Raw genomic sequence first — 21839 nt, 5'->3', positions numbered from 1 at the left:
ATACTCGAACTGACATGTTTTTATGTTCAAAACCGTCAATTTGATTGATTTTTCAAAACAGCGTTTTTGAAGAATTGTATCGAAAATAGGTTTTGGCCTTAAAAGTTATTCATGTTGATATATTAAAAAACGCATATTTCACATAAATACAACACTCGGCATTGAAAAATGCCCTATGAAGACTGATCAACACAATGAAAGCATACGTAATAGGACTAGACTACGGCTCCGACTCGGTACGGGCTGTGATGATCGATGCGCAAAATGGGGCGGAACTGGCCTCGGAAGTGTTCTGGTATCCCAGATGGAAAGCACAAAAATATTGTAGACCGGCAATCAACCAGTTTAGGCAACATCCTTTGGATCATATTGAAGGACTGGAACATACAATTAGCTCCGTAATGGAACAAAGTGGAGTCTCACCAGAAACCGTGAAGGGTATTTGTATAGATACCACGGGCTCCTCACCAATGCCAGTGACCGAAGATGGTACTGCATTGGCCTGTGTGGAGGGCTTTCAGGAAAACCCAAATGCCATGATGGTACTTTGGAAAGACCACACTGCGGTAAAGGAAGCCAACGAAATCAACAAACTTGCCAGAAGCTGGGGCGGAGAGGATTACACCAAGTACGAAGGAGGAATTTATTCTTCCGAATGGTTTTGGGCCAAAATACTTCACGTGGCCAGAGAGGACAAAAGCGTAATCGATGCCGCACACACTTGGATGGAACATTGCGATTTCATTACCTATCTCTTGGCCGATGAAAAGGATTTGAAAAAATTCAAGCGAAGCAGATGTGCAGCAGGGCACAAAGCTATGTGGCACGAAAGCTGGGGTGGACTACCTGATAAGGAATTCTTGTCTAAATTAGACCCGTATCTAGCATTACTTCGTGATGATTTGTATGAAGAAACATTCACATCCAACGAAATAGCCGGAAAACTAAACGAAGAATGGGCCGGTAAATTGGGCCTAACCACTGATACGGTAATTGCCGTAGGTACTTTTGATGCCCACGCAGGTGCCGTAGGTGCCAAAGTGGACCATCATGCGCTGGTTCGGGTGATGGGAACATCCACTTGTGATATTATGGTGTCTTCCAACGAAGCTGTTGGTGACAAAACCGTTAAGGGAATCTGCGGCCAGGTGGATGGTTCTGTGATACCCGGTATGGTCGGTCTAGAAGCAGGACAATCTGCTTTTGGAGATGTACTCGCATGGTTCAAGAGTGTATTGCAATGGCCCATTGATAATCTTGTTTTGAACTCCGAAATCCTTTCAGAAGAACAAAAAGCAGAACTTAAGACTGAGGTGGAAGCAAAGTTTATTCGCTCTTTGGCAGAACAGGCGGAAAATATTCCACTAGCTGAAGCTGTACCCGTTGCTTTGGATTGGGTAAATGGTAGAAGAACACCAGATGCCAATCAAGAATTGAAGAGTGCCATATCTGGAATTTCCTTGGGAACCAAGGCGCCCCATATTTTTAAGGCGTTGGTCAATGCCATTTGTTTTGGCTCCAAAATGATCGTGGACCGTTTTGAAGATGAAGGCGTAAAAATAGAAACCGTAATCGGAATTGGTGGAGTGGCAAGAAAGTCCCCTTTTATTATGCAGACCTTAGCCAATGTGCTGAATATGCCCATTAAAGTTGCAGAATCCGATCAAGCCCCTGCTTTGGGTGCGGCAATTTATGCTGCCGTGGCATCAGGAATCTATGAAAATGTAATCGAGGCAAGCAAAGTAATGGGAAGTGACTTTGAAGCAGAATATTTCCCCCAATCCTCCCAAGTGGAAGTGTACGCCAAATTATTGGAAGAATACAAACAACTTGGAAGCTTTGTGGAAGAACAAACGAACAAAAAATAAATAAGCAATGAGCTCAAAATACAAATCGCTTAAGGAAGAATGCTACGAGGCGAACATGGAACTCAATGCCCTTGGACTTGTAATATACACCTTTGGAAATGTAAGTGCCGTGGACAGGGACAATGCTGTTTTCGCCATAAAACCCAGTGGTGTACCATACGAAACCCTAAAACCAGCGGATATCGTAATTATGGATTACGATAATAATGTGGTTGAAGGAAGTCTTAGGCCATCATCCGACACCAAAACGCATAGCCATCTCTATAAAAACTGGGAAAATATTGGGGGAGTGGCCCATACGCATGCCATATATTCCGTTTCTTGGGCACAGGCCCAAAAGGATATACCAATTTTTGGAACTACACATGCCGATCACCTTACCCAAGATATTCCTTGTGCCCCACCGATGGCAGATGAGCTGATTGAAGGAAATTACGAGCACAATACGGGAATTCAAATCTTGGATTGTTTTAAGGAAAGAAATTTGAATTACAACGAGGTTGAAATGATACTCATTGGAAACCATGGCCCATTTGCTTGGGGCAAAAACGCGGCCAAGGCAGTTTACAATACCAAAGTACTGGAAACGGTGGCCCAAATGGCCTACTTAACCTTACAGATTAACCCTCAAGCGCCTAGATTAAAAGATTCATTAATAAAAAAACACTACGAACGTAAGCATGGAAAAAATGCTTACTACGGTCAATAAATAAATTACAGTAAATGAAAATATCTAAAAAAGAAATCTGGTTTGTAACAGGAAGCCAACATTTGTACGGACCAGAGACTTTAAAACAAGTAGCCAGCAATTCAAAAGATATTGTTGATGGTTTGAATGCAGCTGAGAAATTGCCTGTCTCCTTGGTTTTTAAACCTATTGTTACCACACCTCAAGAAATAACCGCTCTTTGTCGTGAAGCAAGTAACTCCCCATCCTGTATTGGGGTAGTGACTTGGATGCACACCTTTTCACCAGCAAAAATGTGGATTGCGGGACTTAAAATATTGAGCAAGCCGCTGTGCCATTTACACACACAATTTAATGCGGAAATCCCGTGGGACAATATTGATATGGATTTTATGAACCTGAACCAATCCGCACATGGTGACCGTGAGTTTGGATTTATGATGTCCAGAATGCGCAAAAACCGTAAAGTAGTGGTCGGTCATTGGAAAGATGAGCGCGTGCAACAAAAACTAGCTGTTTGGGCGAGAGTTGCCTTAGGGGCAGACGAATTGCAACACATGAAGGTTGCCAGAATTGGGGACAACATGCGTGAAGTTGCTGTTACAGAAGGTGATAAGGTTGCTGCTCAAATGCGTTTTGGTGTGGCAGTAAACGGTTACGATTCTTCAGATATTACCAATATTATTGATGGTTTGGATCAAAAAGTTGTTGATCAATTGATTGAGGAGTACGAAGCGAGTTACAACTTGTCAGAATCACTTCAAAAAAATGGAACACAGCGTCAATCTTTAGTAGATTCAGCTAAAATAGAATTGGGACTTAGAACTTTTTTGGATGATGGCGGATTCAAAGCCTTTACCGATACTTTTGAGAATCTTGGTGCCCTAAAACAATTGCCAGGTCTTGCAGTACAACGTTTAATGGCCGATGGATACGGTTTTGGTGGCGAAGGTGACTGGAAAACTGCCGCCCTTACAAGAACCATGAAGGTAATGGCCAAAGGATTGGACGGTGGAACTTCGTTTATGGAGGACTATACCTACCACTTCACCCCTGAAAAAGATTATGTGCTAGGTTCACACATGTTAGAGATTTGTCCGTCCATTGCAAGTGCTAAGCCATCTTGCGAAGTGCATCCTTTGGGTATTGGAGGCAAAGAAGACCCTGTACGATTGGTTTTTGATTCACCAGCGGGAGAAGCGCTGAACGCATCATTGATTGATATGGGAAACAGGTTCCGTTTGATCGTAAACGAAGTAGAAGCCGTAGAACCCATGGCCGATTTGCCAAAATTACCTGTGGCACGTGTGCTTTGGGACGCAAAACCGAATCTGGATGTTGCCGCTACCGCATGGATTCATGCAGGTGGAGCACACCATACCGTGTATACACAAGCATTGACTACCGAATACATGGAAGACTTCGCCGATATTTTCGGAATAGAACTTTTAGTTATAGATTCGGACACGAAACTTAGAGCATTTAAAGATCAACTCCACGCCAACGAAGCATACTATCATTTGTTTCAGCATGGAATGTAATCAAACTAACATAAAACTATAAATGATGAGGATAGCCAAACCTTCTATATTTTACTGTGTTTTACTTTTGGTCTTTACAACTATAGGCTGTAAGCAAAACAAAAAAGAAAGCCAGTCAAAAATGGAAACCGCAAAAACTGAAAGTGAACAAAACCCCATTGAAGAAACCATATTTGGGGAAATGCCCGATGGCACAAAAGTGAAGAAATTCACTTTGAAAAACGAAGCCGGAATGGAAGTGGATGTCATCACCTATGGTGGTATCATTACCCGTTGGACGGCCCCCGATAAACAAGGAAGCTATGAGGATATAGTCCTAGGTTTTGATAGTTTGGAACAATATCTTGATGGTAGTCCATACTTTGGAGCACTTATTGGCCGATATGGAAACCGTATAGCCAACGGGAAGTTTTCTTTGGATGGAGAGACCTATACGCTGGCCACAAACGATGGCGACAATCACCTTCACGGAGGAGAAAAAGGGTTCGATAAAGTACTTTGGAACGCTACACCAAAAAATACAGATGCTGGGGCGGTTTTAGAGCTTACCTACATCAGTGAAGATGGGGAAGAAGGATACCCCGGAAAATTGGATGTGAAGGTAACCTATACACTTACTGATAATAACGAATTGGATGTTCAATATGAAGCTGTAACGGATAAACCTACCGTTGTGAATTTGACCCAGCACAGTTATTTTAACCTATCTGGGAAGCTTTCCGAACCTATTTTGGACCACGAAATTTATTTGGATGCCGATACATATCTTCCTGTTGATGGAGGCCTGATTCCAACAGGGGAGTTAAGGGCTGTGGCTGGAACTCCCTTCGATTTTACGGCTCCTAAATCAATTGGTAAAGAGATAGAGGCCGACAATGAACAGTTGGGTCTTGGGGGAGGATATGACCATTGTTGGGTGCTCAACCAAGGGAAAGAAGGCTTTGGTTTGGCAGCATCAGCGTACCACCCCAACACGGGCCGATTGTTAGAGGTGTATACCAATGAGCCTGGCATACAATTTTACAGCGGAAACTTTTTGGATGGTACGTTACCTGCAAAAGATGGAGGTGCCTACGGGAAGCGCTCTGGGTTCTGTTTGGAAACACAACACTATCCAGATAGTCCTAACCAAGTTAATTTTCCTTCCGCTAGGTTAAATCCCGGGGAAACGTATTCTACTAGGACCATGTTCAAACTATCAACCAAATAATAAACTATTATGCAGACGCTGGATACTTTTGATTGGATTGCTATATCCATATATTTCCTGGTCCTTCTGGGAATCGCCCTATGGGTAATTCGAAAAAAAGAAAACAATACCGAAGATTATTTCTTAGCAGGTAGAAATGTGGGATGGTTTGTGGTCGGTGCCTCCATTTTTGCATCGAATATTGGTTCGGAGCATGTTGTGGGATTGGCAGGAGCTGGTGCAGGGGACAGATTGCCCATGCTTATTTACGAAATACAGGCTTGGATTGTACTGATTTTGGGTTGGGTATTCTTGCCCTTCTACGCAAGAGCGGGAGTGTTTACCATGCCCGAGTTTTTGGAAAAACGATTTGATGCCCGAGCTAGATGGATTCTCTCCGTATTCTCTATTGTGGCCTATGTGCTCACCAAAATTTCCGTGACCATTTATGCCGGAGGGGTTGTGGTTTCCGCACTCCTTGGTATCGATTTTTGGACAGGAGCCATAGCAACCGTTGTGCTTACAGGGATTTACACCGTTCTTGGAGGCATGCGTGCCGTGGTATATACAGAAACCTTGCAGGCCATTATCTTGGTAATAGGTGCTGCAGCCTTAACATTTATTGGTTTGGACCACGTAGGCGGGTGGGAAAGCATGAAAGAAACCGTTACTCCTGAATACTTAAACATGTGGAGGTCGGCCTCAGACCCTGATTTTCCTTGGCCATCACTTTTAATTGCCAGTACCATTACCGGTATTTGGTATTGGTGTACGGATCAATATATTGTGCAGCGTGCCTTAACCGCAAAGAATATCAAAGAAGGTAGACGAGGAACTATTTTTGGTGCTTTGTTAAAGCTCTTCCCTGTATTCTTGTTTTTGATTCCAGGTGTGATTGCCCTTACCTTAAAAATGAGAGGAGAATTGCATTGGGACAGTCCAGACGAAGCATTCCCGGTTTTGATGAGCAATTTATTGCCGTCCGGACTGCGAGGGTTGGTAGCAGCAGGGTTATTGGCTGCTTTAATGAGCTCCTTGGCCTCAGTATTTAATTCGTGTTCTACTTTGTTTACGGTGGACATCTATAAAAAATTAAGACCCAATGCGCCAGAGAAAAAATTGGTAAGAACAGGACAGATTGCTACCGTGATAGTGGTAATCATTGGTATTATTTGGATTCCGATTATGGCCAATATCTCAGGAGTGCTTTACGAATATCTGCAAAGCGTTCAATCTTATATTGCGCCTCCGATTACAGCGGTGTTCTTACTGGGTATTTTCCATAAACGAATCAACTCACAAGGTGCCTTTGTAACCATGGTGGTTGGATTTATTGTTGGAGCTTTAAGGATTGTTCTTGAATTGGTCAAGGATTCATTGGATCCCGGAAGTTTTTGGTTCCTTTTAGGAAATATGAACTTTTTGTCCTTTGCATCATGGTTCTTCCTTTTCTGTATCATATTGATTGTGGTCGTGAGTTATGCTACTCCGGCACCATCAGATGAAAAACTAAAGAACCTTACCTATGCCACTATTTCTGATGAAGAAAGAAAGAAGAACAAAAGCAGTTACAATTGGAAGGATATTGCCATTTCTGTCATTATTATAGCTATCGTTGCCTATGTGATGATATGGTTTAATGGTAAATAATAACTATTTGAATATATAGTTATAAATAGAGGCTGTCTAAAAGGTAGGTTTCCGTCAACTTGAACTTGTTTCAGGTTCTCATAACAATTGGTTTATCAGTATGATGAGATTCTGAAATGAACCTGCCTGTCCGGTAGGCAGGTTCAGAATGACGTATTTCAATACTTTTTAGACAGCCACTATTGTTTTACGGAAGTCCCTCAAAATAAAGGATGTTAAGATATTTTCTACCAACATCGTGACCTACGTCATTTTTTATACGTTTTCATCGATTTATCTTTGATAAAAGCGAGATACCCATGAAAACCGTATTGATTCCTACCGATTTCTCCAAAAATGCTTTGCATGCCCTGCAATATGCACAAGAGCTTTTTAAATGTGAGCGTGCTTGTTTTTTTGTACTGCACGCCTATGGCGAGGAGGTGTACGGTAAGTACAAAACAGCAATGTTAGAGGATGTTGAGAAACTGAAAGAAGACAAAAGGGAACAAACGGTAAAGAAATTGGATAAATTGGTCAACTCCGTAATTGGAGAGCCACCAAACCCGCTGCACAATTTTGAGACCGTAGCGCGTTTTGACAATCTAGTAGATAGTATAAATGATTTTGTGGATGAAATGAACATTGATGTGGTAATCATGGGGACCAAAGGAGAGACCAGCAACCACAAAACCACATTTGGGAGTTTCACCATAGAAATTTTTAAATATGTAAAGTGTCCGGTGCTGGCCATACCGGAAGATTTTGAATACAGACAACCCAAGGCCATTCTTTTTCCAACAGATTACTTGCTTCCTTATAAGCGGAGGGAGTTAAAACTTTTAGGTGACCTGGCCGGTAAATTTAAGTCCAAGGTATATTGTTTGTACATTACAGATTTTGATGAACTTAGTCCCAGACAAGAAGACAATAAGTTATTTTTGGAAGAGACCTTGGCCAATTCTTACCTCCATTTTGAGACAACGCCCGTTAAAAACAAAGCAGAGGTTATTCTGGAGCAGATTGAGCAAAAAGACGCGGGGATGCTTGTTATGTTGAACTCGAGACACTCCTTTTTTGAGGATATGCTCTATAGGTCAACAGTAGATTTACTGGGGTTGAAGATTAAAATACCATTTATGGTAATGCAGAACATTAAGAGATAAAATTGTGAAGAAAAAAAGGATCATATTGCCCACAGACTTTTCCAATAATGCTTGGAACGCCATTGCTTATGCTTTGACGATCTTTAAAGATGTTCCCTGTGATTTTTTTATCCTGAATTCTTATCAGGTGGGTGCCTCTGGCTTATCAACCAAAATGGCGGGAGCCAACGACACCCGTTTGTACAATTTAATCAAGGAACAATCCGAACGTGACCTCAAAAGGGAATTGGAAAAAATAAAAAGCTTTGACAAAAACCCTGAACATACATTTATTGCCCGTTCCGTTCCAGATAACCTTGTCAATGCCATTGGCAAGACAGTGTACCGCGAGGAGATTGATTATGTTGTTATGGGAACCAAAGGGGCCTCAGGATTAAAAGAAGTCTTTATAGGAAGCAATACCTATAAAGTTATCAAGGAAGTCGATTTTTGCCCTGTTATTGCCGTGCCCGATGATTATCAAATAGACAAAGAAATAGACGCCATACTATTGGCAACGGGTTATGAACATCTTTTTGAAAATTATGAACTGAAACCACTTTTGAATTTCGTCGAACATTTCAAAGCTAAATTATGGATAGCCCATGTAGGTAGTTTGGATGCACTGGCTCCTGAACAAAAAGCTTCAAAAAAAGGATTGAAAAACCGTCTTAAATCCATCGACTACGAATTTATTGAAGTGGAAAAGGATACTTCTGTTAACAATACCATTCAGCAATTGGTTGAAAAAGACAAAAGCATTGATATGGTTGTAATGATCAATCAAAACCATACTTTCTTTGAAAGGTTAACACGGGAACCTGTCATTAAAAAAGTGAGCTTTAACTCCAAGGTACCGTTTTTGGTCATTCACTTATTTGAATGATCCGGTAAAAAATTACAAGAACGATTTTGCCAATTGTACAATTTCTGCCTTTTGGAGTACTCCAGATTTTCTCCAGAGTTGTTCGCCATTTTTAAAGAAAATCATTGTAGGAACACCCCTAACTTGGTAGGTATTGGCAAGGCTTTGGTTTTTATCGACGTCTATTTTCACAATTTTTAAATCATCGCCCATTTCATCTTTTACCTGTTTTAAAATTGGGGCCAACATTTTACAGGGGCCACACCATTCTGCCGAAAAATCTACTAGCGTTAATTGGTCGCTATTGATCAAAGCTGCAAAATTTCCTTTCATTTTTCTAAAAATTATAGACTGCAATTTATAAAAACCCGATTTTTCCCAAAGTGACTTAGGTCACTTAATCATCAAAATTTATATTGATACATATCTGGGCAACATTGGATGAATTTCTTTTTTTATCTTTAGCGACTGCACTATAAATCAAACTAAACCACAAATGTATTCAAGAATTACCCGATGTATTATCGCATTATTGGTGTTGGCTTCCTGTAAGAGCGAGAACAAAAAGGAAGAGTCCAATACTTGGCGAACCAAAAAAGCTGCCATAGAAAATGCTGCCCATAACCAATTGTTGGATGTAGAAAAGAAAGAAGGATGGAAGTTGCTTTTTGATGGAGAGACGATGGACGGATGGCACTTGTACAACGGTCCTAATGCCAATTCGGTTTGGGAAGTTGTGGATGGTGAACTGCATAGCAATACCAACGATGAATCTTTAACGGCAGGCGATTTGGTTACCGATCAGCCTTATGACGATTATGAACTAGTATTGGAATGGAAGGTGGCGGGGAACGGAAATAGCGGAATTTTTATAAATGTAATAGAAATGCCGGATGTTCCAACCGCATGGCAAAGTGGTCCAGAATATCAAATGTTGGGAGCAGACCACATGGATTATAATGTTCCAGAGAAAAGGCCGGGTTGTTTGTACGTTTTTCAACCTCAACAAAATAAAGTGGAGGTAAAACAAGGGGAGTGGAACAAGACCCGAATAAAACAAGTGGATGGGAAAGTAACATTTTACCTGAATGGAGTTCTCACTGCTGAGGAAGATTTCAGCACGCCTCAATGGAAAGAAAAGATTGCAGGGACCCATTTCTCCAAATATCCTGAGTTTGGCCGGACCACCGAGGGCAAAATAGCACTGCAGTATTGGTATTTTGAAACTTGGTTCCGAAATATAAAAATCAGGGAACTCTAAGCAAATCCTTTATCAGATGATAAGTACAGGGACTTTCGGAGCGCTCATTAGGCAGTTTTCTGGTAGTGCTCCCGTAGACGTTGGTATTGCGAAAAAAAATAGAATTTCTGCAAACAATCAATAAATTGGGCTTCTCTTTTTTGATGGTTTTTCTGTGAGTTTCTTGAACTTGGCTTGCAATTGTGCCACAACTCATCCGCAATTTCATCATCCTCTTGTTCTTCAATATAGGGGAATAGGCAATAGGCGTTTCGTTCACATAAACACCGGTGACCTCTATTTTAGGAAAGTGCTCAATGCCTTATTAGACTTACTTTTATGTGAAGCTAAGGCGATTTTGTGAATTCGACTTAATAGACATTGACCGTTTTAATTGGATAAGGTTTTGGAAAGAGATTTTTTAGAATCAACACACAACCATTTGCACTCTTGCCCATCATTTATTAAACAATAAAATTCAAATCAAAATGAAAGAAAAGCTTTTTAATGCTGGAATCGTGATGTGTATTGGTGCAATGCTTTTATCGTGTACTTCGGATGACGGGGTGGAATGTGCCGAAGATTTTACGGGAGACCTTAGTGCCAATGAGCAAAAATTGGTAGGGGAGTGGGTACTTTCTGGAATTGTGGCTGTCAAAGAATTGGATCTGACGGATGATAACACGGACAACCCATCTACTGACCTATTTGCACAATACGCTGAATGTAAAAAAGATGCTTCTTATACATTTGAGGAAGATAGGTCGTATGCTTACGAACTGGGAAAATATGTAGAAGATTGTGAGTACGTTGTTGCATCAACTGGAACATGGGAATTGGCGTCTCAAAACCTTAGTTTGGTATCTTCCTGCAGTTTGCAAACCACTACCTTGGAATTTAACGAGGATTCCTCTCAATTCACTTTTTCAGAAATTTATAGTGTAACAGAGGTGACAGGAACTGTAGTTCAAACAAGAATTGATTTTACATATTCCTTAATACCCTAATAAAAAAAAACTTCACTCGATGTCCAAGACATAACCAATATAGAGGCTACCTTTTTAGCCTCTTTTTTGTTGACTTTTTTCTTTAGGCGTGGATGGTATGCTTTGCCCGTTTCCAGTTTAGACCAAGCTCAAATTTGTTAAGGATTAACATTGCACATTTAAACTAACGTTTTTTTAATCTTAGGAATAGCCGTTCTTTTCAATAAAAGTGAGTAATTTGAAAAACAAATTTAGTATTTGTAAACTTTTCGATTCATCATTGCATGTCCAAAAAACGATCCAACGTAATCTTTCTCCTGCATGCCTCTTTGGCCGCCTTTGGCACCTATTTTTGCATGTACGCCTTTAGAAAGCCTTTCTCCGTTGCTACTTTTGATGGACTGGCATTTATGGGGGTCGATTACAAAATTCTGCTGGTCATAGCCCAAGTGTTGGGCTATGCTCTTTCCAAGTTTGTTGGAATCAAGGTTATCTCGGAGCTTACGCCCAACCGTAGGTTACTGTATTTGATTTCCCTGATTATTTTTGCTGAGATATCTTTAGTGCTTTTTGCCTGGGTACCCGCGCCCTACAATATCCCCCTTATGTTCCTTAACGGTTTTCCTTTGGGAATGATCTGGGGGATTGTTTTTTCTTATATCGAGGGCAGGCGGTTTACCGATATTTTGGGCGTGGTGTTGTCTGCAAGCTTTATTGTGTCCAGCGGTGTGGTGAAATCCGTAGGACTTTATGTGATGCAATTTTGGGGCGTTGGCGAATTTTGGATGCCTTCAGTTACAGGAGCCCTGTTTTTTGTTCCCCTTTTGTTGTGCTCTTTTTTGTTGCAACGCGTTCCCCCGCCGACTACAGAGGATATTGCCAACCGAACGGAGCGCATCCCTATGACTGCCCGGGACAGAAAGGACTTGGTGAAAAAGTTTTTGTTCCCCTTGCTTCTCATCATAGTGTTTTATACTTTTTTGACGGCATTTCGGGATTTTAGGGACAACTTTGCCCGTGAACTTTGGGACAGTATCGGGTACCGTGGCGACGTTTCCGTATTTTCAACTTCAGAGATTATCATTGCCATTGTGGTGCTCTTGATTATTGGTGCCATTTTTTACATCAAGGATAATTTTAAGGCCTTGCTTACCTATCATGTGCTTCTCATTTTGGGAACAGTGGTTTTGGGGGGGAGCACCCTAATGTTTCAAGTTGGGATTTTGGACCCTTTTGTATGGATGGTTTGTACTGGTTTTGGACTCTATATTTGTTATGTGCCGTTCAACTGTCTATTTTTTGATCGTTTTATTGCCACCTTTAAGGTAAAGGGAAATTCAGGTTTTCTTATTTATATTGCCGATGCCTTTGGTTATGTGGGCAGCGTTTTGGTGCTGCTTTATAAAAACTTTGGACAGGCCAGTTTGTCCTGGCTCAATTTTTTTGTGTACGGTACGTACGCCGTGGCTTTTATAGGTATTTGTAGTACACTAATTTTATTCGCTCACTTTGCCTCTCGCAGTAAAGCTGAACAACTCAACAAGGAATTGGATTATGGACAATAAATATGATGCCGTCATTGTAGGCGGAGGTGTGTTAGGGACTTTTCATGCGTATCATGCCCTAGAATTGGGCCTTAAAGTTTGTTTGGTGGAAAAGGATGCCTATCCAAAAGGAGCGACCACGCAGAATTTTGGGCAAGTGGTTCCATCGGGCATGAATACCAAATGGCAACAATTCGGCCGTGAAAGTCTTCGTATCTATAAAGGGATTCAATCTAGGTTCGATATCAGTATCCGTCAGAATGGAACGGTATATTTGGCCTCCAATGAAGAGGAAGAACAATTGTTGGTTGAGCTTGGTGCCATAAACAGTTCCAACGGTTACGAATCCCAATTGCTCACGAGACACCAGTGTTTGGAAAAATATTCAGGACTTCGAACGGATTATGTGACGGCGGGGCTTTTTTTTCCTGAAGAAGTTACGGTAGAGCCAAGAACAATGATTCATAGACTTCAGAAATACTTGGTGACTCAAAGAGGATTGGACATTAAGTTCGATTTCCCGGTCATTTCCTGTGAATCCACAGGAGAAAATGTTACAGTCCAAAGCACGAAAGATGAAGAGGTGTTCGGCAGTAAAGTTGTTATCTGTAACGGAAGCGATTTTAAAAACCTGTATCCTGCGATGTTCTCATCCAGCGAACTTGAGGTTTCCAAATTACAGATGATGCAAACTAAACCGCAGGGTAATTTCAAATTAAGGGGATCCATCTTAACAGGATGGTCCATCCGCAGATACGAAGCATTCCATGAATGTCCTTCCTACTCACAGATCAAGGAAAATGAACCAAAGGGAAGTCCCCAAAAGAAATGGGGCGTGCATATCCTCTTTAAACAAGCAGCGGATGGCTCCGTAATTTTGGGAGACTCCCACCAATATGCCGATGCCGGCAAAATTGAAGATTTAGGGTATGACTTGGATATGGATATCGATAACTTTATGATTGAGGAGGCTAAAAAAGTAATCGACCTGCCCACCTATCAAATCCAGAAAAGATGGTATGGGATCTACTCACAATGCAAGAACAGCGATCTTTTTCAAAAAACCATTGATGACAATATCCATATTGTAACTGGAATCGGGGGAAAGGGAATGACTGGCAGCGCAGGATTCTCAAAGAAGCATATTGCCACTATATTTAATAAGCAGAAAATTAACTTATGAAGAAAATACAACTGGCCGTTTTTGATATGGCAGGTACCACGGTAAACGAGGATAATGTGGTGTACAAAACCGTTAGGGATGCTTTCGCTAAACATGGTGTGGAGGTTTCCTTGGAAACCGTATTGAGGTTTGGGGCCGGCAAGGAAAAATTTAAGGCGATAGCGGATATTTTGGAAGAGACCAAAACAACGGAAATAGATGCAAATTCAGTCTTTAAAGATTTTAAAGATATGTTGGAAGAAGCCTATAACAATTTGGAGGTGACCTCTTATGATGGTGTTGAAGAATTGTTTAAATTATTGAAAAACAAAGATGTAAAAGTTGTTCTCAATACTGGCTACGACCAAAAAACGGCACAATCACTTTTAAACAAATTGGGCTGGGTTCCAGGACAGCAGATTGATGGATTGATTACCGCGGATGATGTGGTACACGGAAGGCCCTCTTCTGAAATGATAGACAAGGCCATGGCCATGTTTGGTATTACCGCTTCAGCGAATGTGATAAAGGCAGGTGACTCGGTCATTGATATTGAAGAAGGAAAAAATGCCAATTGTGGTTGGACCGTTGGAGTGTTGACCGGTGCTCAAACACGTGAACAATTGGCCACTGCCGAACCTTCCATGATATTGGATTCACTAGCGGATTTGGCCGATGTACTCTTTCCTTGATCAAATAAAAAAATATACAACCAACATTTTCGAGGGAACTTTTCCCCGGTTGATAGGTACATGGGGGATTCTACCATCAAAGAAAATGGAATCCCCCTCTTTTAGCAATACTTCTTGGTCACCAATTTCATAATAGCATTCCCCAGTCAAGATGTATTTAAACTCAAAGGCATCTGTCACTACCTTCTCTCTTTTGGAATTTGGTTCAACTTCCAAAAGCACGCTCTCAAAACCGACCGAATTCAATTGTTTGCCAAAAATGTAATTATAGGTAAATCCAACAGCTTCGTCTTCCTTTTCAATAATGGACAGTTCGTTTTTACGGGTCACCAAAAAATTGTGGCCGTTGGCTTTGGGAATACCCTCAAAAAAATCAATCATTTCGGTTTTCAAAGCATCCACTATTTTTAGAAAAACGGGAAGAGAGGGAATGGTGCGGCCATTTTCAATACGGGATATGAGCCCGGCAGTAACCCCGGCACTGATTGCAACATCGTTAATGGTCATTTTATTGTTCTTGCGTATTTCTTTGATTCGTTTTCCAATGCCGATCAGGTAATCCTCCATTTTTGGTGGGAAATAAATTTTAGTATTTATAATGTTTTTGCGTCATGTAAATATGCTTAAAAAAAATGACTAATCCACTACAGCACTAGGATATACTTATAAATTCTAAATTGACAGAGTGTTATAAAAATTGAGTATTTGTAAATAATGTTTACCTAACATTAAGCTGTTTCATTTAACCTTTCCGTATCATTTTTTTAATCTGTTTTAAGGCTAGCCCTAACTCTTGTGTTGGATATTTGTTGATAAATAATTAACCCAATTTTACAAATACTCAACAAATGAAAAAATCGATTGTAGCATTTCTACTTGCATTTACGGTAAGTATAATTGGCTATTCGCAAGTCACCTTTTCAGGAAAGGTATTAGACCAAAACAACGTTCCGTTGCCCGGTGCATCGGTTGTTGCAAAAGGTAGCGCCAATGGCGTTGCAACAGACTTTGATGGAAATTTTGAGATAGAGTTGCCCGGTGGTAACGAAATCTTGGTGATTTCCTACATTGGGTATATTGCCCAAGATTTTGACACTGCTGGAAAAAGTAATGCAACCATTGTGCTGCGAGAGGATTCCCAGCTATTGGATGAGGTTGTTGTAACCGCCCTTAACATTACTAGGGATGAAGAATCCTTGGGCTATTCTGTTCAAAAAGTTGCAGGTGAAGAAATTTCACAGTCGACCAGTACTAATACGGTAAGTACATTATCAGGTAGAACAGCAGGTGTTCAGGTGGTCACCAATGGCAGCGGTCCTGGGCAATCATCATCTGTGGTGATCAGGGGGTACTCTTCCATGCAGGGAGACAACCAACCGCTATTTATTGTGGATGGTATTCCAATTAATAACAACACCGATACCCGGACCAATACTTTGGGTGGTGCTTCCAATATGAATCTGGACTACGGTAACGGGGCGGCCGAAATCAATCCGAATGATGTGGAATCCATCTCGGTACTCAAAGGTGCAAATGCAACGGCACTTTACGGTTCCAGGGCTGCGAACGGGGCGGTCATTATTACAACAAAGTCTGGAAAAGGTCGTAAAGGCGGAATCAGTTTTAGCTCCAAAACTACTTTTGAAAGTGTTCTAAAAGCTCCAGAATATCAAGGAGTATATGGTCAAGGTAAAAATTTTGATTTTCAATTTGTGGACGGTTACGGAAGCGGAACCTACGATGGTGTAGACGAATCTTGGGGTCCATTGTTGGATGGAACTTTGCGTGCACAGCACGATTCTCCAACATCAAATGGACTTCGTGGTGGTGATGTTCACGGATTGGATTATGTGCTTGGGTCTTCCGGTGTTGATTTGGATAGAAGGGGAACCATTACACCTACACCATTTGTGTACGGTGGGAATCCTGCCGAAGAATTTATGGAAACCGGTAGAACTTTGATCAATACCGTTTCTTTCTACGGGTCCAACGACAATGGTAACTACAGAGTGAGCTATACCAACTTGGACAACAAGGGTATTGTTCCCAATACCGACATTAAGCGAAACACCATTTCTGCTTCTGGGGATTATCAAATTACAGATAGATTAAAGGTGTCTTCCAAAATCAATTATATCCGTTCAGACTCGGATAACCGCCATGTTAATGGATATGGTACCGAATCTGTCATGTATCTGTTTATCTGGTGGGGTCAACAGGTCAATGTAAATAGTTTGAGAAACTACTGGCAAGATGGTTTGGAAGGCTTCCAGCAGTTCAACTACAACTATAATTACCACGACAACCCATATTTTACCATGTATGAGAATACCAATGGGTTGGCCAAGGACAGGATTATAGGAAACCTTTCTGCAACCTATGATATCAGTAATGATTTCAAATTTATGCTGCGTGGTGGCCGGGATTTCTTTTCGGAATACCGATTCATAAAAAGAGCTTACTCGACCCAACGTTTCCCTAACGGTCAGTACAGGGAAGATAAAATCAATTTTCAGGAGACCAACTTGGATTTCTTGTTGACCTATGATAAGAATGTTACCGATAAATTCCATGTGAATGCCAACTTTGGTGGAAACAGAATGGTACAGAAGAATCACTTCAACTCCTTGATGGCCAACAAGCTGCTGATTCCAGGAATCTACTCTTTTTCCAATGTAGATGGAGCCTTGGTGCAGCGCACAAGCCGTCCGGAGAAACAAATCAATTCTTTGTATGCATTTGCACAGTTGGGTTGGAACAACAGTATTTATTTGGATTTAACGGCACGTAACGACTGGTCCTCCACCTTGCCGGAGCAAAACAATTCCTATTTCTATCCCTCGGCATCCCTGAGTGTGGTGCTTTCCGATTTGTTCGATTTCGGAAGCCAGGATGTTCTTAGTTTTGCCAAACTAAGGGGTGGTTGGGCACAGGTTGGTAGTGATACCGATGCCTACAGGCTTTCAGACTTCTATGCCTTGGGAACTCCAGTAGGAGACAATCCCACGGCCAGTCCTTCCAATACGTTGCCCAACTTTGATTTAAAACCAGAGATACAGACATCTTACGAGTTCGGTACCGATTTGAGGTTCTTTAACAATAAACTCTCCTTGGACGCTACGTACTATAATACAGTTTCCAGGAACCAAATTTTGGATATCGATTTGCCAATTACCTCCGGTAAGACTGCACGAACCATTAACGCTGGTAAAATACGTAATCAAGGTTTGGAAGTTATGTTGGGAGTTAATCCAATTCGCAACGAGGACTTTAATTGGAATTCTTCTTTCAACTTTGGTTTGAACCGAAACAGGGTTCTGGAATTGGCCGATGGTGTGCAAAGATACCAATATGGTGGCAACGGAATTTCACTTATTGCGGAAGAAGGAGGTTCCCTCGGTGATATGTGGGGAACTGGTTTGGTAAAAGTAGAAGATGAGAATAGTCCATATAACGGACAGGTAATCTTTAACGAAGGTTTGGTGCAACAGGACAATACCTTGAGAAAACTCGGAAATTTTAATCCCGACTTCACCTTGGGATGGAACAACACCGTGACCTTCAAAAATCTTTCACTTAACTTTTTGTTTGATTGGAGACAAGGGGGGGAGCTGCTTTCCAGAACACGTTTGATTGCTGCAACATCCGGGAACGTAGTAGAAACCCTTTGGGGGCGTTCGCCGGAGTATGGAGGGCCACATCCGGGTATCTCGGATTCAGGACTTTCTTATACCAATGACGATGGAGTAACTCAAACCGATGGTATTATTGGTGATGGCGTAAAATTGCAAGATGGTGGCTATGTGCCCAATGATGTAATTGTGCCTGCCAATGCTTACCACAACAACAGATACAGAAGGGACAATGATACTGAGGGTATTTATGACGCTACCTTCATTAAACTTAGAGAGGCTAGACTTACCTATGATTTTCCTACCAAATTATTTAAGGGAGACGACATCAAAAAACTCAGCTTTTCTGTAATAGGAACCAATCTTTGGCTATGGGCCAAGGATTTTAACCACGGAGACCCGGAATTGTTGTCCTTCGGGGGTGGAAGCTATGTGCCAGGGGTGGAAAATGCCACTGTGCCTACAACACGTAGTTTAGGATTTGCAATCAACGTAGAATTTTAATCAGGTTAACAATAATAACATGAAAAAGATATTTTTAATAGCGACAGTACTTGCAATGACTCTTGGGTCTTGTGACAAGTTTGACGTGAGCAACGAGAACCCTGATGTTGCCTTGAACATTAACCAAAACCCCGAACTTCTCCTGACAAACCTTCAAAGAAGGTCCATTAGGGAAGCCGTAGGTGGGTCTTGGAGCGAAGGAAACCTTATGGGGCAATATGGGGCCCGAATCGTATTTACCTCTTTCGATTTGTTCGATTGGGGCGATCAGGGCGGAGCATGGAACGATTATTACTATGCCATTAGGGATGCCAAAGAATTGGAGGAATTGGCTAATGAGACAGACCTGAAGAGTTATGTGGCCGTCTCCAAAATTATGCAGACCTGGGCTTACAGTATATTAACCGATATGTGGGGAGATATTCCTTACTCCGAGGTAAACCAAGCCAGTGAGGAAAACTACACGCCCATGTATGATGAGCAAGAGGCAATCTACACCGACATGTTGGCCGAACTTGCCACTGCCAACACGCTATTGTCGGGAGCCAACTTAACCCAAATCAAAGGGGATTTGCTCTTTGATGGTGATTTGGAAATGTGGAGAAAGTTTGCCAATTCACTGCGGATGCGTTTGGCACTTCGCTTAAGCGAAGTTTCACCATCGGTAGCTTCTGAAGTGATTGCTGAAATCTATAACAACCCAGGTCAATTCCCGATAATGGAATCCAATGAAGATAATGCAACCCTTACATTCTTGGCTGCAAACCCAGATGCACACCCAGTGACCGAAGAGTCCGTTTACCGTGTGGGATCTTATAACGAATACAGGATTTCCGAGCATTTTGTAACAATGTTGGAAGGGTTGAAAGATCCACGGCTGGAGTTCTTTGCGGATCCAACTACCAATTCCGTTGAGCAAGGTACCCCAGAGATTGTTGGTATGTTGAACGGGGTAGTGGATGGACCTGCATACACCTACCAAGGAGGGGATGCATTCCTTTCCAAATTCAATATTGATTATTTCTACTTTCAGCCAAATACCAACCAAGCAAGGTTGATGCTGTATTCCGAAGTACAGTTTATTTTGGCAGAAGCGGCCCAAAGAGGGTGGATCAATGCCGATGCCCAAACATTTTATGAAAAAGGGGTAACAGCCAATTTTGAATACTGGGGCGTGGATTTGCCAGCAGATTATCTAACAAGTTCAGGAGTTGCTTTTGACAATAGCTTGGAAACCATCATGACCCAGAAGTACATCAACTTGTTCTATACCGATTACCAAGGATTCATCGAGTACAAAAGAACCGGTTTTCCTGCCACAATTGAGCCAGGACCGGATGCTTTCTATGATGTATACCCTAGTAGGTTCGAATACCCAAGCAATGAAGAATCTTTGAACAACGCGAACTATACCGAAGCTGCCAACAGAATTGGTGGAGATCAAATTACCACCAAAGTTTGGTGGGAAAACTAGAATATTATATGTTGTTTAAATTAGCAAAACAATCAATGATCATGACCACAGGGATTCTGTTCCTGTGGTCTTGTTCTTCCAAAAAGGAGCAAACTCCAAAAGGAATCGAACATATTATTGTCATCGGGGTTGATGGAATGAGTCCCAACGGGATTCAAAAAGCAAGTACACCGACATTGGATACGATGATTCAAAATGGTTCGGCAACTATGCATGCCAGGCCTGTGCTTCCATCTAGCTCCAGTCCCAATTGGGCCAGTATGGTTATGGGGGCCGATACGGAACAACACGGAGTAACCTCCAACGGTTGGGAAAAGTTCGACCATCAGTTGCCACCCGTAGTCGTTACCGAAAACGGGACATTCCCAACCATATTCACCCTTTTTAAAGACCAGCAGCCAGAAGCTCATGTTGGAGCCATCTACGATTGGGATGGTTTTGGACGTTTGTTCGAAAAAGAGGATGTTGATTTTGATATTGACGGGGACCATGAGGACAAGACGACCAAAGCCGCAGTGGACTACATCAAAAAAAATACGCCAACGCTCACTTTTGTGCATTTGGATCATGTAGATCACGCGGGTCATGCCCAAGGCCACGGTACTCCCGATTATTATAAGTCTGTGGAAAAAGCAGACGCCCTGATTGCTAAAATTTTGGATGCCACAAAAGAAGCAGGCATTTTTGAAAAAACCATGTTCATCGTATCAGCAGATCACGGAGGATTGGGCTTTGGTCATGGAGGGGAAAGCTTGGCTGAAATGGAAATACCATTCATTTTGTACGGTGCAGGAATCAAAAAAGGCTACAAAATAGAAGAAACCGTGTATCAATACGATAATGCGCCTACCGTTGCCTACGCCATGGGCTTGCAAACACCTCAAGCTTGGATAGGCAGACCCGTAAAAGGCGCTTTTACAGGAAATGAAGCCCCAAAACTGATCTATGGGCGAAAAGAGCAGATAACCACGCCAAAAATTCTTCCGGATGCTGGCTATTTTGAACCAGCTGGGGGAGTTTTTAAAGCGGATTCTGTTGCAGTGGTGATGCTAAACCCAAATAATGTGGGACAGATTCGGTACACCATTGGAAACAAAGTACCAACATTGGAAAATAGCCAAGTCTACCAGGACACTTTTTATTTGAAACAGACCAACATTATCAAAGCAGGTATCTTTCAGAACGATCAATTGGTGAGCACTGTTGCCGAAGGAAGCTTCAGAATTGTGTCAAAAACAAAGCAAGATCCAGTAAAATTTTGGGTGTATCAGGTGAACGGAATAAAGAAATTACCTGATTTTGCTGATTTCAATCCGATTCTTGAAGGTTTTGTAACTGATTTTTCACATAAGCAGGCATTATCAGAAGCGATGCCACAAGAGCAAGTTGCTGTTGCTTTTGAAAGTTATTTGGAAGTGCAGGAAGCAGGGAAATATACTTTTTTCACCAATAGTGATGATGGAAGCAAGCTTTATGTTAACGGTATCGAAATCGTGGACAACGATGGCGACCATGGTGTAATGGAGCGTAGCGGGGCGTTTGAACTTTCCAAGGGGAGACATTTGGTTCGTATAGAGTTTTTTAATGGAGGAGGGGGCTATCATCTGGACGTAAAATATTCAGGTCCCGACACCCCAAAACAAATCATTCCAGCAAATCAATTGTATAGAGAAAAATAAG

The 21839-nt window shown here is 41.7% G+C and carries 17 protein-coding genes; 15 read left to right on the top strand and 2 right to left on the bottom strand.

All coding sequences use genetic code 11. The features are described from left to right. Positions 1-194: 194 nt before the first annotated feature. The 7 genes from MURRU_RS02955 (at position 195) to MURRU_RS02925 (ending at position 8946) form a co-directional block, all read left to right on the top strand. Positions 195-1868 carry a ribulokinase gene (locus tag MURRU_RS02955; RefSeq protein ID WP_014031932.1) on the top strand — a complete coding sequence of 558 codons (1674 nt, stop codon included), beginning with the start codon at positions 195-197 and terminating at the stop codon, positions 1866-1868. A gap of 7 nt (positions 1869-1875) precedes the next feature. Next, positions 1876-2577: an L-ribulose-5-phosphate 4-epimerase gene (locus MURRU_RS02950; protein WP_014031931.1), complete on the top strand. Its 702-nt coding sequence runs from the start codon at positions 1876-1878 to the stop codon at positions 2575-2577. Positions 2578-2591: 14 nt separating this feature from the next. Further along, a complete protein-coding gene (araA, locus tag MURRU_RS02945) occupies positions 2592-4097 on the top strand; it encodes an L-arabinose isomerase (RefSeq protein ID WP_014031930.1) in 1506 nt (501 codons plus the stop codon). A gap of 22 nt (positions 4098-4119) precedes the next feature. Further along, on the top strand, positions 4120-5307 hold the full coding sequence (locus tag MURRU_RS02940; protein ID WP_014031929.1) for an aldose epimerase family protein: 1188 nt from the start codon (positions 4120-4122) through the stop codon (positions 5305-5307). 9 nt (positions 5308-5316) lie between these two features. Further along, complete coding sequence (locus MURRU_RS02935) at positions 5317-6936, top strand: sodium:solute symporter (RefSeq protein ID WP_014031928.1); 1620 nt, start codon at positions 5317-5319, stop codon at positions 6934-6936. A 299-nt stretch (positions 6937-7235) separates the two neighbouring features. Next, the gene (locus MURRU_RS02930) at positions 7236-8081 is read left to right on the top strand and encodes a universal stress protein (RefSeq protein ID WP_014031927.1); all 846 of its coding nucleotides are present in this window, start codon (positions 7236-7238) and stop codon (positions 8079-8081) included. A gap of 4 nt (positions 8082-8085) precedes the next feature. Then, on the top strand, positions 8086-8946 hold the full coding sequence (locus MURRU_RS02925) for a universal stress protein (RefSeq protein WP_041801262.1): 861 nt from the start codon (positions 8086-8088) through the stop codon (positions 8944-8946). 12 nt (positions 8947-8958) lie between these two features. Here MURRU_RS02925 and trxA read toward each other — a convergent pair whose 3' ends face one another. After that, entirely contained in the window at positions 8959-9258 is a 300-nt protein-coding gene (gene trxA / locus MURRU_RS02920) for a thioredoxin (RefSeq protein WP_014031925.1), read from the bottom strand. A 163-nt stretch (positions 9259-9421) separates the two neighbouring features. Here trxA and MURRU_RS02915 point away from each other — a divergent pair, with 163 nt between their 5' ends. From MURRU_RS02915 to MURRU_RS02895, 5 genes are all read left to right on the top strand, one after another. After that, complete coding sequence (locus MURRU_RS02915; RefSeq protein WP_014031924.1) at positions 9422-10186, top strand: 3-keto-disaccharide hydrolase; 765 nt, start codon at positions 9422-9424, stop codon at positions 10184-10186. A 467-nt stretch (positions 10187-10653) separates the two neighbouring features. Beyond that, on the top strand, positions 10654-11172 hold the full coding sequence (locus MURRU_RS02910; RefSeq protein WP_014031923.1) for a DUF5004 domain-containing protein: 519 nt from the start codon (positions 10654-10656) through the stop codon (positions 11170-11172). Positions 11173-11435: 263 nt separating this feature from the next. Further along, positions 11436-12716 (top strand): DUF5690 family protein, encoded by a 1281-nt coding sequence (locus MURRU_RS02905; RefSeq protein ID WP_014031922.1) that lies wholly within the window; start codon positions 11436-11438, stop codon positions 12714-12716. Next, the gene (locus tag MURRU_RS02900; RefSeq protein WP_014031921.1) at positions 12706-13878 is read left to right on the top strand and encodes a TIGR03364 family FAD-dependent oxidoreductase; all 1173 of its coding nucleotides are present in this window, start codon (positions 12706-12708) and stop codon (positions 13876-13878) included. Before MURRU_RS02905 ends, MURRU_RS02900 begins: the two co-directional genes overlap by 11 nt. Then, on the top strand, positions 13875-14549 hold the full coding sequence (locus MURRU_RS02895) for a phosphonatase-like hydrolase (RefSeq protein ID WP_014031920.1): 675 nt from the start codon (positions 13875-13877) through the stop codon (positions 14547-14549). Before MURRU_RS02900 ends, MURRU_RS02895 begins: the two co-directional genes overlap by 4 nt. Here MURRU_RS02895 and MURRU_RS02890 read toward each other — a convergent pair whose 3' ends face one another. Beyond that, the gene (locus MURRU_RS02890) at positions 14550-15116 is read right to left on the bottom strand and encodes a helix-turn-helix domain-containing protein (RefSeq protein WP_014031919.1); all 567 of its coding nucleotides are present in this window, start codon (positions 15114-15116) and stop codon (positions 14550-14552) included. Between the two features lie 281 nt (positions 15117-15397). On the opposite strand from MURRU_RS02890, the gene MURRU_RS02885 reads away from it, so the two are divergent. Genes MURRU_RS02885 through MURRU_RS02875 form a run of 3 tightly spaced genes read left to right on the top strand, consistent with a single transcriptional unit; the run spans position 15398 to position 21838 of the window. Continuing rightward, positions 15398-18685 carry a SusC/RagA family TonB-linked outer membrane protein gene (locus MURRU_RS02885; RefSeq protein ID WP_014031918.1) on the top strand — a complete coding sequence of 1096 codons (3288 nt, stop codon included), beginning with the start codon at positions 15398-15400 and terminating at the stop codon, positions 18683-18685. 19 nt (positions 18686-18704) lie between these two features. Then, positions 18705-20159, top strand: coding sequence for a SusD/RagB family nutrient-binding outer membrane lipoprotein (locus MURRU_RS02880; RefSeq protein ID WP_014031917.1), 1455 nt, complete (start codon positions 18705-18707; stop codon positions 20157-20159). A gap of 41 nt (positions 20160-20200) precedes the next feature. Further along, on the top strand, positions 20201-21838 hold the full coding sequence (locus tag MURRU_RS02875) for an alkaline phosphatase family protein (protein ID WP_245545057.1): 1638 nt from the start codon (positions 20201-20203) through the stop codon (positions 21836-21838). Position 21839 lies beyond the last annotated feature (1 nt).

The sequence above is a fragment of the Allomuricauda ruestringensis DSM 13258 genome (assembly GCF_000224085.1).
Classification (GTDB): Bacteria; Bacteroidota; Bacteroidia; order Flavobacteriales; family Flavobacteriaceae; genus Flagellimonas; species Flagellimonas ruestringensis.
The sequence above is the reverse complement of the archived record's forward strand: the minus strand, read 5'-3'. Positions and strand labels throughout refer to the sequence as shown.

Bases quoted from the DNA above. Each gene is read 5' to 3' on its own strand.
- MURRU_RS02955 (WP_014031932.1), top strand. From the start codon at position 195: ATGAAAGCATACGTAATAGGACTAGACTACGGCTCCGACTCGGTACGG.
- MURRU_RS02950 (WP_014031931.1), top strand. From the start codon at position 1,876: ATGAGCTCAAAATACAAATCGCTTAAGGAAGAATGCTACGAGGCGAAC.
- araA (WP_014031930.1), top strand. From the start codon at position 2,592: ATGAAAATATCTAAAAAAGAAATCTGGTTTGTAACAGGAAGCCAACAT.
- MURRU_RS02940 (WP_014031929.1), top strand. From the start codon at position 4,120: ATGATGAGGATAGCCAAACCTTCTATATTTTACTGTGTTTTACTTTTG.
- MURRU_RS02935 (WP_014031928.1), top strand. From the start codon at position 5,317: ATGCAGACGCTGGATACTTTTGATTGGATTGCTATATCCATATATTTC.
- MURRU_RS02930 (WP_014031927.1), top strand. From the start codon at position 7,236: ATGAAAACCGTATTGATTCCTACCGATTTCTCCAAAAATGCTTTGCAT.
- trxA (WP_014031925.1), bottom strand. From the start codon at position 9,258: ATGAAAGGAAATTTTGCAGCTTTGATCAATAGCGACCAATTAACGCTA.
- MURRU_RS02915 (WP_014031924.1), top strand. From the start codon at position 9,422: ATGTATTCAAGAATTACCCGATGTATTATCGCATTATTGGTGTTGGCT.
- MURRU_RS02910 (WP_014031923.1), top strand. From the start codon at position 10,654: ATGAAAGAAAAGCTTTTTAATGCTGGAATCGTGATGTGTATTGGTGCA.
- MURRU_RS02905 (WP_014031922.1), top strand. From the start codon at position 11,436: ATGTCCAAAAAACGATCCAACGTAATCTTTCTCCTGCATGCCTCTTTG.
- MURRU_RS02900 (WP_014031921.1), top strand. From the start codon at position 12,706: ATGGACAATAAATATGATGCCGTCATTGTAGGCGGAGGTGTGTTAGGG.
- MURRU_RS02895 (WP_014031920.1), top strand. From the start codon at position 13,875: ATGAAGAAAATACAACTGGCCGTTTTTGATATGGCAGGTACCACGGTA.
- MURRU_RS02890 (WP_014031919.1), bottom strand. From the start codon at position 15,116: ATGGAGGATTACCTGATCGGCATTGGAAAACGAATCAAAGAAATACGC.
- MURRU_RS02885 (WP_014031918.1), top strand. From the start codon at position 15,398: ATGAAAAAATCGATTGTAGCATTTCTACTTGCATTTACGGTAAGTATA.
- MURRU_RS02880 (WP_014031917.1), top strand. From the start codon at position 18,705: ATGAAAAAGATATTTTTAATAGCGACAGTACTTGCAATGACTCTTGGG.
- MURRU_RS02875 (WP_245545057.1), top strand. From the start codon at position 20,201: ATGACCACAGGGATTCTGTTCCTGTGGTCTTGTTCTTCCAAAAAGGAG.